The 14083-nt window shown below is 70.7% G+C and carries 11 protein-coding genes; 9 read left to right on the top strand and 2 right to left on the bottom strand.

The genetic code is table 11. The features are described from left to right. Window positions 1-123: 123 nt before the first annotated feature. The 4 genes from ACYVD5_RS19435 (at window position 124) to ACYVD5_RS19420 (ending at window position 4441) form a co-directional block, all read left to right on the top strand. Window positions 124-1485, top strand: coding sequence for a phosphomannomutase/phosphoglucomutase (locus tag ACYVD5_RS19435; protein ID WP_461002508.1), 1362 nt, complete (start codon window positions 124-126; stop codon window positions 1483-1485). A 43-nt stretch (window positions 1486-1528) separates the two neighbouring features. After that, window positions 1529-1705, top strand: a complete 177-nt coding sequence (locus ACYVD5_RS19430) for a Trm112 family protein (RefSeq protein WP_461002507.1) — start codon at window positions 1529-1531, stop codon at window positions 1703-1705. Between the two features lie 236 nt (window positions 1706-1941). After that, window positions 1942-3042, top strand: a complete 1101-nt coding sequence (locus ACYVD5_RS19425) for an SIS domain-containing protein (RefSeq protein WP_461002506.1) — start codon at window positions 1942-1944, stop codon at window positions 3040-3042. A 31-nt stretch (window positions 3043-3073) separates the two neighbouring features. Continuing rightward, complete coding sequence (locus ACYVD5_RS19420) at window positions 3074-4441, top strand: serine/threonine-protein kinase (RefSeq protein ID WP_461002505.1); 1368 nt, start codon at window positions 3074-3076, stop codon at window positions 4439-4441. A gap of 124 nt (window positions 4442-4565) precedes the next feature. Here the strand turns inward: ACYVD5_RS19420 and ACYVD5_RS19415 are convergent, their stop codons facing one another. After that, a complete protein-coding gene (locus tag ACYVD5_RS19415; protein WP_461002504.1) occupies window positions 4566-6113 on the bottom strand; it encodes a hypothetical protein in 1548 nt (515 codons plus the stop codon). Between the two features lie 946 nt (window positions 6114-7059). On the opposite strand from ACYVD5_RS19415, the gene ACYVD5_RS19410 reads away from it, so the two are divergent. From ACYVD5_RS19410 to ACYVD5_RS19400, 3 genes are all read left to right on the top strand, one after another. Next, on the top strand, window positions 7060-9186 hold the full coding sequence (locus ACYVD5_RS19410; protein WP_461002503.1) for an acyltransferase family protein: 2127 nt from the start codon (window positions 7060-7062) through the stop codon (window positions 9184-9186). A 109-nt stretch (window positions 9187-9295) separates the two neighbouring features. Next, entirely contained in the window at window positions 9296-10018 is a 723-nt protein-coding gene (locus ACYVD5_RS19405) for a DUF433 domain-containing protein (protein WP_461002502.1), read from the top strand. After that, complete coding sequence (locus ACYVD5_RS19400) at window positions 9951-10394, top strand: PIN-like domain-containing protein (RefSeq protein ID WP_461002501.1); 444 nt, start codon at window positions 9951-9953, stop codon at window positions 10392-10394. Before ACYVD5_RS19405 ends, ACYVD5_RS19400 begins: the two co-directional genes overlap by 68 nt. A gap of 58 nt (window positions 10395-10452) precedes the next feature. Here ACYVD5_RS19400 and ACYVD5_RS19395 read toward each other — a convergent pair whose 3' ends face one another. Further along, entirely contained in the window at window positions 10453-10812 is a 360-nt protein-coding gene (locus ACYVD5_RS19395; RefSeq protein WP_461002571.1) for a MerR family transcriptional regulator, read from the bottom strand. 349 nt (window positions 10813-11161) lie between these two features. On the opposite strand from ACYVD5_RS19395, the gene ahcY (ACYVD5_RS19390) reads away from it, so the two are divergent. Both ahcY (ACYVD5_RS19390) and ahcY (ACYVD5_RS19385) read left to right on the top strand, forming a co-directional pair. Continuing rightward, complete coding sequence (gene ahcY, locus ACYVD5_RS19390; protein WP_461002500.1) at window positions 11162-12598, top strand: adenosylhomocysteinase; 1437 nt, start codon at window positions 11162-11164, stop codon at window positions 12596-12598. Window positions 12599-12633: 35 nt separating this feature from the next. After that, the gene (ahcY, locus tag ACYVD5_RS19385) at window positions 12634-13896 is read left to right on the top strand and encodes an adenosylhomocysteinase (protein ID WP_461002499.1); all 1263 of its coding nucleotides are present in this window, start codon (window positions 12634-12636) and stop codon (window positions 13894-13896) included. Window positions 13897-14083 lie beyond the last annotated feature (187 nt).

The following is a 14083-nucleotide window of genomic DNA, read 5'->3' as shown; positions in this document are numbered from 1 at the left end:
GCAGCGCGCCCTTGATAGCTTGGGACCACGTGGACGGCACCCGCCCCGCGAGCCGCACCCGTTGCGCCGCGCCAGGGGCACCGCCCGCGACAGCCCCGATTACGACCGGATCCGGAGCAACGTGTGGGTGACCTCGGCGACATCTTCAAGGCTTACGACATCCGAGGGGTCGTACCCGACACTCTCGACGCCACCCGAGCACGCGCGATCGGTGCGGCATTCGCGCGCACGGTCGGCGGCCCCACCGCGGTGGTCGCCTACGACATGCGGCCCTCCTCGCCGGAGCTGGCCACGGCCTTTGCCGAAGGCGTGTGCGGGCAGGGCGTCGATGTGGTGATGGCCGGGCTCGGCTCCACCGACATGCTCTACTTCGCTGCGGGCCACCTGGACATGCCCGGCGCCATGTTCACCGCCAGCCACAACCCCGCCCAGTACAACGGGATCAAGATGTGCCGGGCCGGCGCCGCTCCCGTAGGCTCCGACAGCGGGCTGGAGGAGATCCGCCGCCTCGCCGAACGCGGCGTACCCGAGACCGAAGGCGTTCGCGGCACCATCACCGAGCGCGACCTGGTCACCGAGTACGCCGGCTACCTGCGCTCCCTGGTCGACCTGTCGGACTGCCGGCCGCTGCGGGTCGCCATCGACGCCGGCAACGGCATGGGCGGCTACACCGTCCCCGCCGTGCTGGGTACCGAACGGTTGGGGCCGCTGCCGCTGTCCATCGACCCGCTGTACTTCGAGCTCGACGGCACCTTCCCCAACCACCCCGCCAACCCGCTCGACTACGCCAACCTGGTCGACCTGCAGGCCAGGGTGCGCGAGACCGGAGCCGACATCGGGCTGGCCTTCGACGGCGACGCCGACCGCTGCTTCGTGGTCGACGAGCGCGGCGAACCGGTCCCGCCCTCTGCGATCACGGCGCTGGTCGCGGTGCAGGAGTTGGCCAAGGAGCCCGGCGCCACCGTCATCCACAACCTCATCACCTCCAACTCCGTGCCCGAGGTCGTGCGCGAGCACGGCGGCGAACCGGTGCGCACCCGGGTGGGCCACTCCTTCATCAAGGCGACCATGGCCGAAACCGGAGCCATCTTCGGTGGCGAGCACTCCGCCCACTACTACTTCCGCGACTTCTGGCGGGCCGACACCGGTATGCTCGCGGCGATGCACGTGCTGCGCGTGCTCGGCAACGACACCCGCACGCTCTCGGAGATCACCGCGGAGTACACGCGCTACGCGGCCTCCGGCGAGGTCAACTCCGAGGTCGCCGACCAGCAGGAGCGGGCGGCTGCCGTCGAGCAGGCCTATTCCGGCCGGGCGGCCGGGATCGACCACCTCGACGGGCTGACCATCACCCTGGCCGACGGCTCCTGGTTCAACCTGCGCGCCTCCAACACCGAGCCGCTGCTGCGGCTCAACGTGGAGGCCCCCGACTCCGCCGCGATGGCCGGGCTGCGCGACGACGTGCTCGCCATCATCCGCGCATGACCGGGCGCCCGGCGCCCAACGACCACCAGACGGGAATACCGCGATGACCGCGAAAATCGACGACTGGCTGCTGGAGATCCTGGCCTGCCCCAAGAGCAAGGCGCCGCTGCGGCTCGACGAAGAAGCCGGCGAACTGGTCTGCGACGAAAGCGGACTGGCCTACCCGATCCGCGACGGTATCCCGGTGCTGCTGGTGGACGAGGCCCGCGTCATCGACTGAAGCCGTTGCGGTGCCGGTGCCGGGCCGCTGCGGCGGGCCGGCACCGGTCCGGCCCGGTAGGGCAGGTCGGGCCCGCTCCGGCGGGCCCGGCGCGGCCTGCTTCGGCGGGCCCGGCGCGGCCTGCTTCGGCCGCAGTATGCCCCTGGCCCGGCCCTGCAGCGGCGGTCGGCCGAGCGTGCACCGGTTGCCGGTACCGCCCGCGGCCCGAGCGGCGCCGGCAATGGCGAAGGGAACCCATGGCCCACGAGTTCGACGAGTTCCGGCTGGACGACCCGCAGGCCGGGGCTGATGCGCTGCGCGGCGCCGCCGCAGCGGCGGCGCGGCTGCGGGCCGCGCGCACGGCCGCGAACGAAGCACCGCTGCAGGCCCTGACCGACGAGGGGCGTCCCCGCTCCATCGTGGTGGTCGGCGGCGGCGCCGCGGGTTCCGCCGGCGAGATCCTCGCCGCGGTGCTCGGCACCGGCTGCCCCATCCCGGTGGTGACCGTGCGCGACTACCGGCTGCCCGGCTGGGTCGGCAGCCACGATCTGGTCGCCGCCACCGCGTCCACAACCGGCCAGATTCCCGAATGGGTGCGCGAGTGCGCGGCCGAGGCCGTGCGGCGCGGCTGCCGTTTCCTGGCCATCGGCCCGCGGGACAATCCCCTCGCGGCGATCGCCGAGCAGGGCCGCGCCCCCTCCATCGTGCTTCCCCAGGTCGCAGCGGGCCCCGAATCACCCTGGGAGCCCGCGGTCGCGCTGCTCGGAGCGGCCGAGCGGGCCGGGCTCGCCGCACCGCCCGAGGCCGCCTACGAGGCGGCGGCTGCGCGTCTGGAGCAGGCGGCCGTCGACTACGGGCCCGCCATCGAAAGCTGGGAGAACGAAGCGAAGACCGCGGCGATCGGTATCGCCGGCAGTATCCCGCTGGTGTGCGGCGGAACACCCGTCGCCGAGGCCGCGGCCGGCTACTTCGCCTCCCGTTGCGCGGCCGTCGCCGGATATCCTGCGGTCTGCGGCCGGGCGCCCGCAATGCTCGACGGCCAGATCGCCGTCGCACACGGGCCGTTCGGCGGCACCGGCCCGCGGTCGATCTTCGACGACCCTGTTGAGGACCCCACCGCGGCCATGCGGCTGGTCCTCCTGCGCGATCCGGAGGAAGGGCCCGCAGCAGCCCGCGACCTGGCGGCCGCCGCGGACACCGTCCGTGAACAAGGCCTCGGCGTCAGCGAATTCTCCGCGCCGCAAGCAAGCGCAATGGAACGAATCGCCGGTTTGATCGCTCTAATCGATTACGCCACTGTGTACATAGCCGTCGCCTACGGCGCGGATCCGCTAGCCCATCCGCTGGTCGTGCGTTAGCGCCAGCCACGACCGCATCTGGAGGAGATCGATGCCCGGTCCCGAGTCGCTGTCGCCGAACGACCCCGCCTCGTTCGGCGGCTACAGCGTGGTCGGACGCCTGGGGAAAGGCGGCCAGGGTGTGGTCTATCTCGGCCGCAACGACGAGGGCGAGGAGTTCGCCATCAAGGTCCTGAACGACCAGTGGTCGCAGGACGACGATCTCCGCAAACGGTTCGCCAAGGAGGTGCGCGCGGCCCAGAAGGTCGCGTCGTTCTGCACCGCCGCGATCCAGGACGCCCAGCTCGACCAGGATCCCCCCTACGTCGTCTCCGAGTATGTGCCCGGGCAGTCGCTGCAGGAGGTCGTGGCCGCCAAGGGACCGCACAAGGGGGCGTCCCTGCAGCGGTTGGCGGTCTCGACGGCGACCGCGCTGGTGGCCATCCACCAGGCGGGCATCGTGCACCGCGACTTCAAGCCAGGCAACGTGCTGCTGGGCCCCGACGGCCCCCGCGTGATCGACTTCGGGATCGCGCGCATGTCCGACGGCACCGCGACCATGACCAACTCGATCGTGGGAACCCCCTCCTACATGGCCCCCGAGCAGATCGAGGGCCAGGAGATGACCCCCAAGGTCGACGTGTTCGCCTGGGGCTGCGTCATCGCCTTCGCGTCCACGGGCAACGCGCCGTTCGGCACCGACAGCGTGCCCGCCGTCGTGCACCGCGTGGTCAGCGCGCCGCCCAACCTGGAAGGGCTGCCGGAGTCGCTGGTGGGCATCGTGCAGGCCTGCCTGGACAAGGACCCGGCCCGCAGGCCCACCGCCCAGGAGCTGCTGATGCGGCTATTGGGCCACGAAAGCGCGGTCACCGCCGACGCCGCGCTCCACGAGGGCGCGCGCATCGCCGAGGCGGGGCCGATCAGCGGACCGCAGACCCCCGCGTCCGGCCCGATGGCGCCGCCCGCACACGGCCACCCGAGCGGCCCCGGCGGTCCGGCCACCCCGCCGCCCAACCCCAGCGGGCCGCAAACCCCCTACCCGGCCCACTACACCGGCCAGGGCGGCCCCATGGCCCCGCCGCCGACCGGCCCCCAGCAGGCAGCGCCGCAGCAGGGCGGTTTCCCGCCGCACCAGCAGATGGGCCCGGGGCCGCAGATGCCGCCCAACCCCAACATGACCGGCGCGCCCCGCGGACCGATGACACCCACCCCGCCCCAGGCCGGCGGCCCCAACACCATGTACGGCAACCCCGGCATGACCAACCGGCCGCCGCCGAACATGCAGCAGCACCCCAACCAGCAGCCGCAGCGCCGGGTCGAGGACCCGATCCTGTCCAAGGGCTGGGTGGTCCCGGCGGTGCTGATCGCCATCATCATCCTGCTGCTGGTGCTGTTCCTGGTGGCGCTGAGCTCGAACTAGGCCCCTTAGAAGTCCTGCTTGTCTGTTTGGTCCGGTCGACGCACCGATGATCATGCAGAAATGCCCAAATATCAAAGCTCAGACGGCATTTCTGCATGCTCGCCACCGACCTGCACAGCCGCCGTCAGTACTGCGCCGTCTGGGTCAGTTGGCCGACGGAGCGGGAGAGGACGTCGTCGACGAACGCCTCCACCTCGGGCCAGCGGTCGTCGGCGCCGTCGGTGGGGACCAGGGTCACGCAGTCGGCGCAACCCGGCTCCAAGACGTCGGTGGCGCCCTCGTCGGTGGTCATCCGGCCGTCCGCGGTAACCGCGAGCACGCCGGTTGCGGCCGAACCCACCTCCTGGACGAACACGAGCAGCTGCAGTACGCCGTCGGCGAGGTCGACGTCGAGTGCGGCCTGCCACTCGTTGGCGCCCGGAGTGAACAGCGCGCGCTGGGCGGCGGTGTCGCGGCGTTCGCCCGGCGAGGGGGCGACGGCGTCGCGGGCCGGGCCGCGGGCCGGCTTTGTCGTGGTCGCGGTTGCGGAGTCGCCGGTCGGCTCGTCGGCGGTGCGCCCGGACGACGGGGCCGCAGCGGAGGACGGTGAGGTTTCGGGAGTAGCCCCCGTGCCGCCGGGTTCGGTGGTGCCCCCGAAGAACCCGCGTGAGGACGAGCCGCCGGGTACGCGGTCCTCGCCGCCCGGAGGCGTGAACGCGGGTCCCCCCGTCGAGCTGCTGACCACCGCCCGGGACCCGGGGTCCAGTTCGCGCAGCACCAGGCGCAGCGAGGCGCAGCGCACCCGCAGGTGCTCGACTATGCGGCGGTGGACCGCCGCGGCGAGGCGGCCCCGGTCCTTGCGTGCGGTGGCCGGGTTGCGCGTCGGGCGGCTCAGTTCCCAGCGCAGGGCAGCCGCCTCCAGATCCGCCAGTTGCAGGACGAACGCGGTCAGCCGGTCGTCGGCGGCACGCGGTGCCGGAACGGTTGCCGCCGACGGCGGTCCGACCGGCGACGGTGCGGGCTCGCCCGGCGGCGCGGCGACGCCCGGCGGGGGCGGCGGTGCGGGAGCGGTGGGCTCCGGCGCCGGCGGGCAGCGCCGGTCGATCGCGGGCGGCGGGAGGTCGGAGCGCATCAGCGACAGGGCGGCGAGCCACCACGGGAGCGGGCGCAGGTGCGGTGGCGGGCCGTCCGTATCGGCGGGTGTGCCGTTGACCGGGTCGGCGCCCGGGTTGCCGGCGGGGCCGGATTCGAGGGCGTCGCTGCAGGTCAGGAAGAGGTGCGCCGCGCGGATCACCGGGTGGGTCTCGACCGCGGCGGCCTCGGCGAGCACCTCGCCGATTCCGGACGGCGCGGGTAGCGGCGGGGCGAAGTCGGGCACACCGTGCGCGAGGGCCTCGAAGTACTCCGGAGTCAGCCGCACGCCGGAGCGGCAGTCCGCGGCCATCGCGAGGAACGCGTCCTCCTCGGCAGCGAGGGTTTCGGCTGGCCGGTTGTCGGCGCCGGCCAGCAGCCGCAATGTTTCGACGCGCCAGCGGGCGCTGGCGCGGTCGACGGCGGGATCGTTGCCGCTGCGCCCGTAGCATCGGCGTTCCGTCCACACCTCGCGCAAGCGGTCGAGGTTCGCGAGCCGCCTGCGTACGGTGTCCGAGAAACGTTCCGGACCAAGGGTGCGACCGCGTTGTCGGGTGTCCACGATGTCACCGTAGCCAGCGGTACGGCGGATAAAACCCGGCTAGTAGTGATCCTTCGGAGAAAGCGCGCAAAGTAGGGCGGCAGTGGGATTCGGCGCTGGCCTCGGGGGTTCCGGGCCGCTCGGGTGCTCCGGGCGGCGGGCCGACGGGGTGCCGTGGTAACCGCGGTGCTGCACGGGCGCTGCGGGCGGCGGGCGGGTGCTTCGCGGTGGGCGCCGGAGATCCCGGGTACACCGGATATCTCGGGGATTCCGGGGATGCGCCGGTCGGTGCGGTGGCTCGGGCGGGCGCGGCCGGTGCGGCAGGTCCCCGCGGTGCGGCTAGCGCGGTCGGCGCGTGGAGTGCGGTCGGCGCGGTCGAGACAGCAGGCATAGCTGAAAAACCCCCAAATCCGGAACAACCACGTGTTGTGGCCAATGGTTCACCTTTAATCCTTGGTCTGTTAACCCGAATACACAATGATCATTCCGCGGTGCCATGCTGCTGGGCGACACGCGGAGCGGTCGGCGGATCCGTGCACCAGGACCTGCGGTTCGGACCTGGGCTCGGGGCCGGATCGGTGGTCTCCCGAGGGTTGCGGTTCCGGCGGGGCGGTTGTGCACAGGCCGGGAATTCTTCTGGTGCCGCCGGTGTGCGGGCGGGTTGACTAGAAGTAGGGGTTCCCCCCAAGCGCAGGCCCCGGTCCGTCCGTTTTTTGCGGGCCGGTCCATTCCGTGTGCCCGCGTGCCTGTGTGCTCGTCCACCCGAACGCGGTAATCTGCGATCCGCACCGGACCCGGACCACCCCCCGCCCCGCTCGTGCCGGCGGCACCCGCGCCGGACAACCGGCGGTGTGCTTCGGGCGTCTCCGACGGTGTTCCGCATTTGCAACCACCGGCGCTTTGCGCCACGCCTCGCCGCGAGACCCGCATGCCTCCGGCACGGACAGTGAATGAGGTAGCCGTCCCCGTGCAGTCGTCGTCATCATCCGGTGCAGTCGCACCCCCGCCCGCCCCCGCGTCCAGCACCGAGGAGCCACCGAGCGGCGACCGCCCGGCCCCGGCCGCCGGGTCGGGCTACCGCCCCGAGATCCAGGGGCTGCGGGCCGTGGCGGTGCTGCTCGTCGCGATCTACCACATTTGGCTGAGCCGCGTCTCCGGCGGCGTGGACGTCTTCCTGCTGCTCACCGGCTTTTTGATCACTGGTTCGCTGCTGCGTACGGCCGAACGCCGCGGCAGGATCGACTTCGCCGCGTTCTGGACCCGGCTGGCCAAGCGGCTGTTCCCGGCATCCGCGGTGGCGCTGGCCGGCATCCTCGTGGCGAGCTACCTGTTCCTGCCCTCCACGGTCTGGCGCGACACGATCTCCGGAGTGATCGCCTCGGCGCTGTACTTCGAGAACTGGAACCTGGCGCTCAACTCGGTCGACTACCTCGCCCAGAACAGCACCGCCGGCCCGGTGCAGCACTTCTGGTCGCTGGCGGTGCAGGGCCAGTTCTACCTGCTGTGGCCGGTCGTCATCACCGCGGCGGCACTACTGGCGCGCGCCGCCGGCCGGCCGCTGCGCCGCGTCGCGGGCGTCGTGCTCACGCTGGTGTTCGCCGCCTCACTCGCCTACTCCGTGTTCATGACCGGAGCCAACCAGCCCTGGGCCTACTTCGACACCGGCGCCCGCCTGTGGGAGCTCGCGCTGGGCGGTCTGCTCGTCCTCGCCCTCCCGCACATACGCCTCTACCGCTGGCTGCGGGTACTGCTGGGCTGGGCCGGCCTGGCGGCGCTGGTGGGCTGCGGGCTGCTGATGCAGGTGTCCACGCTCTTCCCGGGCTACATCGCGCTATGGCCGACCCTGGCCGCCGCCGCGGTGGTCGTCGCCGGCACCACGAACTCCGCAGTGGGCGCCGACCGGCTGCTCAACTGGCGCCCCATGGGCTACATCGGCGACCACGCCTACGCCCTCTACCTGTGGCACTGGCCGGTGCTGGTCTGCTACCTCGCGGTCACCGACCGCACCCAGCCCAGCCTCACCGGGGGCTGCCTCATCCTCGCGGTGTCGATGGTGCTGGCCGTGGCGACACGGTGGATCGCCGAGAACGGTGTCGACGCGTTCACCCGCGCCCGCCCGGGCAAACTGTGGTCGCTGTCGGTCGGCGCCGCATTCATCGTCCCGGTGCTGGCGGCGGCGGGCGTGTGGTCGGGCTATCTGGCCGAACAGCAGCGCCAGCAGGAACTCGCCGCCGCGCAGACCACGAACTACCCGGGCGCGGCGGCGATCGACTCCTCGGCCGCCGCGGCATCCCCGAAACCGGCGCAGAACCCGGTGCCCATCAACCCCGACCCCGCCAACGCCGCCGAAGACGTGCCGGCCACCTACGCCGACGGCTGCAACCAGGAGATCCGCGGCTCGGAGGTGCTCACCTGCACCTACGGCCCCGACGACTATGAGCACACGATCGCACTGGTCGGCGCCTCCCACGCCGCCCACTGGTTCCCGGCGCTGCAGGAACTGGCGCACGAAAAGCGCTGGCGCATCGTGAACATGATCAAGGGTTCGTGCCTGTTCACCGGCACCGAGCAGATGCGCGACGGCAAGGTCTACAACTCCTGCATGGAATGGAACGCCGGAGTCATGGCCGAGTTGCAGGAACTGCACCCCGACGCCGTCTTCACCAACGCGACCCGCACCAACCTCGACCCCGAGTCCGGGTTGGTGGGCGAAGTGGTCGTCGACGGCTACGTGCAGCGCTGGCGCGAACTCGACGCGATGGGCATCGACGTGATCGCCGTCCGCGACACCCCGCGGCTGGACTTCAACGCCCCCGAATGCCTCGCCGAGGGCGCACCCGACGAGTGCATCGGCCAGCGCAGCCACTCCATGGCCCGGGTCTCACCGCTGAAACTCCTGCGGAACGCCCCTGGCCAGGTCCCCGGCAACGTCACGTTCCTGGACTTCACCGACCAGCTCTGCCAAGGCAACGAGTGCCCGACGGTGATCGGCAACATCCTCGTCTACTGGGACAGCGCGCACATCACCACCACCTACATGCGCAGTCTGGCCCCCACCCTCAAGACCCGCATCGAGGCGGCCACCGACCTGTAACGGGACGCGGCGCGGGTTGCCACACGGCCGCGATCGGATGCGGCGATCTGGCCGATCTTTCCCCGCGGGAGACCGGACGGACTCTGTATTGAAAAGCGCAACGCATGCTGTGGTGGCGAACAAGGCCACGACCGGCGAGGATGGCATCGAGACAGGAGGGACAGTGATGGACGACATTCGGTTCACCATGGGTGTCTCGACGGTCAGCGGTGCCGCTCGCCTTCTCGATGTGCAGCGGCAGACCCTGGCCGGTTGGGCCGGCACGAAGGACGGCAGCCCGCCCCTACTCCACGTCCTCGAAAAAACGACGGACGAGGCAGTGGCGACGATGCCCTTCATCGCTCTCGCTGAGGCCCACGTGCTGAACGCGCTGCGCGATGCCGGGGTCCGACCACATAAGATCCGGCCGGCTCTGGAGCACCTGCGTAGCGAGTTCGGGGAGTATGTCCTGGTGGCACCCGAACTCGCGACGGACGGGGTCGACGCCCTCTGGGATCTCGCCCGTTCGGAGCCAGGGCAGGGGCTTGTCGAAGGACGTACGGGGCAGCATGTGATGCGCGAAATAGTGCAGGACTATCTGAAATATATCACGTGGGCGGACGACAAATTCCCGGAGAGCCTCCGGATCATGCGGTTCGAACCTTACAACGTGGTCGTCGATCCGCACAGATTCTTCGGACAGCCGTATTTCGCCGGTTCCGGGGTCCGTGTGGCCGACGTGGTCGGGATGCTCCGAGCCGACGAGGACCCCGAGGTGGTGGCCGATGAGTTCGGGCTCGACCTCGACACCGTACGGGGTACCGCACGCATCTCACTGGGCCGAGCCGCCTGAGTTCTACCTTGGCGCCAATATCGCCGGCCGGTCGATCCGGAGATGCCTGGTCGACCTGGGTTATGTCGTCCATACGCCGGCGGAGCTCTACGGAAGCATTGAATCCGCCGACGGCCGAAGTGACGAAGATTGGCTGGCCAGGATCTCCCCTTATGGCTGGGCGGTCATCGGCAAAGACGAGAAGATCCTGCAGCGTCCCCACGAGTTGGCGGCGTACAGGGCGGCGAAAGTCCACATGTTCCTATTGCCGAACAATGTCAAAAGGGACGTGCTGATTGAGATCCTGCACACGAATCCCAAGGAGATGTGCGTGAATGCGACGGGAAGGGTTCCCGGTGTCTGGCGGCTTCGGCGGCACAGCATGGAGCCCTTGTAGTCCCCTCCGGAGTTCCGGGCAGAAACCGTCCGAACCGCGTGCCTTCACCCGCGGCACCTCAACGAGGTGGCTGCCCGTCCGATGGCGGCCGGGCCCCCTGCTGCGGACTCTGCCCGCGGTGCTGGAGCAGGCGCAGGGCCTTCTGCTTCTCGAAGTCCATCGCGCGGGCCGGGGCCGGGGCCAGGCGGCCGACCCGTTCGCCGAAGGAGCGGACCTGGGCCAGGATCGCGGGTTCGGCGAGCACGCGCAGCGCGAAGGCCAGTGCCGCCGGGGGGATGTCGTAGGTGTTTTCGAGCTCCAGGCCCGCCGATACCGCGCTGAGGTCGTTCTCGCTGAAGCGGCGGTGGCGGTGTCCGCGCCCGGTGGGCTGCTCCTTGGTCGGCGGGACCAGCCCGAGGGCCTCGCGGTAGCGCAGCATGCGAGGGGTCGTGCCCAGGCGTTCCGCAGCGGTGGAGATCGGCACGGCAGGCGGTTCCGGGTCGGCGGGGCGGCCCTGGCGCCCCGGGTAGCGGTGGCCCGCGGGGGCGTCAACGTGAGCGGAGTCACCGCGGCTCTCACGAGCGGGGTGCTCCGGTGGGCCGAACGGCGCGGAATGCGAGGTTGCCGCGCGGTTGTCTGGATGCGCCATGGGTGGCAACCCTAGCCGTTCCACCCGATTGCGACCAGCAAATCTGACACTGGAACGTCAAATCCTTCGCTGTGGTCGTGCCCTGGGGCGCTGCCCCGTTCTAGACTCGGTCCGCATCCACCAGGAGGAGTAAACACGCATGTCCTTCGACTACAAAGTCGCTGACCTGTCCCTGGCCGAGTTCGGACGCAAGGAGATCCGGCTGGCCGAGCACGAGATGCCGGGCCTCATGGCCACGCGCCGCGAGTACGGCCCCTCTCAGCCGCTCAAGGGCGCGAAGATCATGGGCTCTCTGCACATGACCGTGCAGACCGCGGTGCTCATCGAGACCCTGGTCGCGCTCGGTGCGGAGGTCCGATGGGTGAGCTGCAACATCTTCTCCACCCAGGACCACGCCGCCGCCGCCACGGTGGTCGGCCCCAACGGCACCCCCGACAACCCCCAGGGCGTGCCGGTCTATGCCTGGAAGGGCGAGACCCTCGAAGAGTACTGGTGGTGCACTGAGCAGGCGCTGACCTGGCCCGGCGGCGAGGGTCCCAACATGATCCTCGACGACGGCGGCGACGCCACCATGCTCGTGCACAAGGGCGCCGAGTTCGAGAAGGCCGGCGCTGTGCCCGCCCCCACCGCTGAGGACCCCGAAGAGTTCCAGGTCTTCCTCAAACTGCTCAAGCAGAGCGTTGCGGCCGACCCGCAGAAGTGGACCCGGGTCGCCTCGCGCATCAAGGGCGTCACCGAGGAGACCACCACCGGCGTGCACCGTCTCTACGAGATGCACCGCGACGGCAAGCTGCTCTTCCCGGCGATCAACGTCAACGACTCGGTCACCAAGAGCAAGTTCGACAACAAGTACGGCATCCGCCACTCGCTGCCGGACGGCATCATGCGTGCCACCGACGTCCTCATCGGCGGCAAGATCGCGGTCGTCTGCGGTTACGGCGATGTCGGCAAGGGCTCGGCCGACTCCCTGCGCGGCCAGGGCGCCCGCGTGGTCGTCACCGAGATCGACCCGATCAACGCCCTCCAGGCCGCGATGGACGGCTACGAGGTCGCCCGCGTCGAGGACTATGTCGCCACCGCCGACATCTTCATCACCACGACCGGCAACTTCGACATCATCACCGCCGACCACATGTCGCGGATGAAGCACCAGGCCATCGTCGGCAACGTCGGCCACTTCGACAACGAGATCGACATGGCCGGCCTGGAGAAGATCCAGGGCATCGAGAAGACCGAGATCAAGCCGCAGGTGCACGAGTACCGGTTCTCCGACGGCCACACCATCCTGGTGCTGTCCGAAGGCCGGCTGCTCAACCTGGGCAACGCCACCGGGCACCCGAGCTTCGTGATGTCCAACAGCTTCACCAACCAGACGATCGCCCAGATCGAGCTGTTCACCAAGCCCGGCGAGTACCCGCTGGACGTCTACGTGCTGCCGAAGCTTCTCGACGAGAAGGTCGCCCGGCTGCACCTGGACGCCCTCGGCGTGCGGCTGACCGAGCTCAGCAAGGAGCAGGCCGCCTACATCGGCGTCGACGTCGCCGGCCCCTACAAGCCCGACCACTACCGCTACTAAGCGGTACCGGGCACAGGTCCTGGGATAATCCCCGGATGGCATTCCCGCATAGCGACGTCGCGGACCTCGGCCTGGCTCAGGCCGGGGTCCGCCGCGTCGAATGGGCCGAGCGCGCAATGCCGGCGCTACGCAAGGTGCACGACCGCTTCGCGGCGCAGCGGCCGCTCGAAGGCATGCGTATCGCCGCGTGTATGCACGTCACGGCCGAGACCGCCAACCTGCTGCGGGCACTGAGCGGCGGCGGCGCCGAGATCGCGCTGGCCGCCTCCAACCCGCTGTCCACGCAGGACGACACCGCGGCCGCACTGGTCGCCGAGTACGGCATCTCGGTCTACGCGCGGGCGGGAATGGACCCCGCCTCCTATGACCGCAACCTGGTCACCGTCCTCGAACAGCGCCCGCACCTGCTGCTGGACGACGGTTGCGACCTGGTCAACATCGCGCACATGGAACGTCCGGAACTGCTGTCGCAGGTGGTGGGCGGCTGCGAGCAGACCACCACCGGTGTCATCCGGCTGCGGCGGATGAGCGCCGAGGGAATGTTGAACGTGCCCATGGTCGCGGTCAACGACACCGCCACCAAGCGGATGTTCGACAACCGCTACGGAACCGGCCAGTCGACCCTGGACGGGATCATGCGCGCCACCAACGCGATGATCGCCGGGCGCACCGTCGTGGTCGCCGGGTTCGGCTACTGCGGGCGGGGCCTGGCCGAGCGCGCCCGCGGCCTGGGCGCGCGCGTCATCGTCACCGAGGTCGACCCGGTCAAGGCGCTGGACGCGGTGATGCAGGGCTACACCGTGCTGCCCATGGACGAAGCGGCCCCGGTCGGCGACGTGCTGGTGACCGTCACCGGCAACCGCGACATCATCCGCGCCGAGCACCTGGCGTCGCTGAAGGACGGCGCGGTGCTGGCGAACTCCGGCCACTTCGACGTCGAGATCGACCTGCCCGCCCTGGAGGCGATGGCGGTGGACATCCGGCGCGAGGTGCGCCCGCAGGCCGACGAGTACGTGCTCGCCGACGGCCGCCGGATCGTGCTGCTCGCCGAGGGGCGCCTGGTCAACCTGGGTGCCGCCGAAGGCCACCCCGCCGCCGTGATGGACATGTCCTTCTCGGTGCAGGCGCTGACCGTTGCCTGGCTCGCAGGGGCCCACGCCGACCTGGCCGCGGGGGTGTGGGAGGTACCCGCCGGGATCGACACGGAGGTGGCCGGCCTGGAGCTGGAGGCGTTGGGCGTGGGAATCGACCGCCTAACCCCCGACCAGCACGACTACCTCAACTCCTGGCGGGAGTGAGGCCGCCTGCCGTTGGACACGGGTCCGCTCGGCGGCCTTGCCCGCGGCCGGCCCGCGGGCGGTCCGGACGGGAAAGCCGGCAGTGACGGCCGCAGGCGGCCGCGCCGGGCGGTCACCGGCCGCGTGCGCCCCACTGCTGCTGCGGGGGACCCGCCGGGCCGGACGGCGACGGCGGCGGCAGCGGACC

It is taken from the genome of Streptomonospora sediminis (assembly GCF_054778995.1).
The sequence above is the reverse complement of the archived record's forward strand: the minus strand, read 5'-3'. Positions and strand labels throughout refer to the sequence as shown.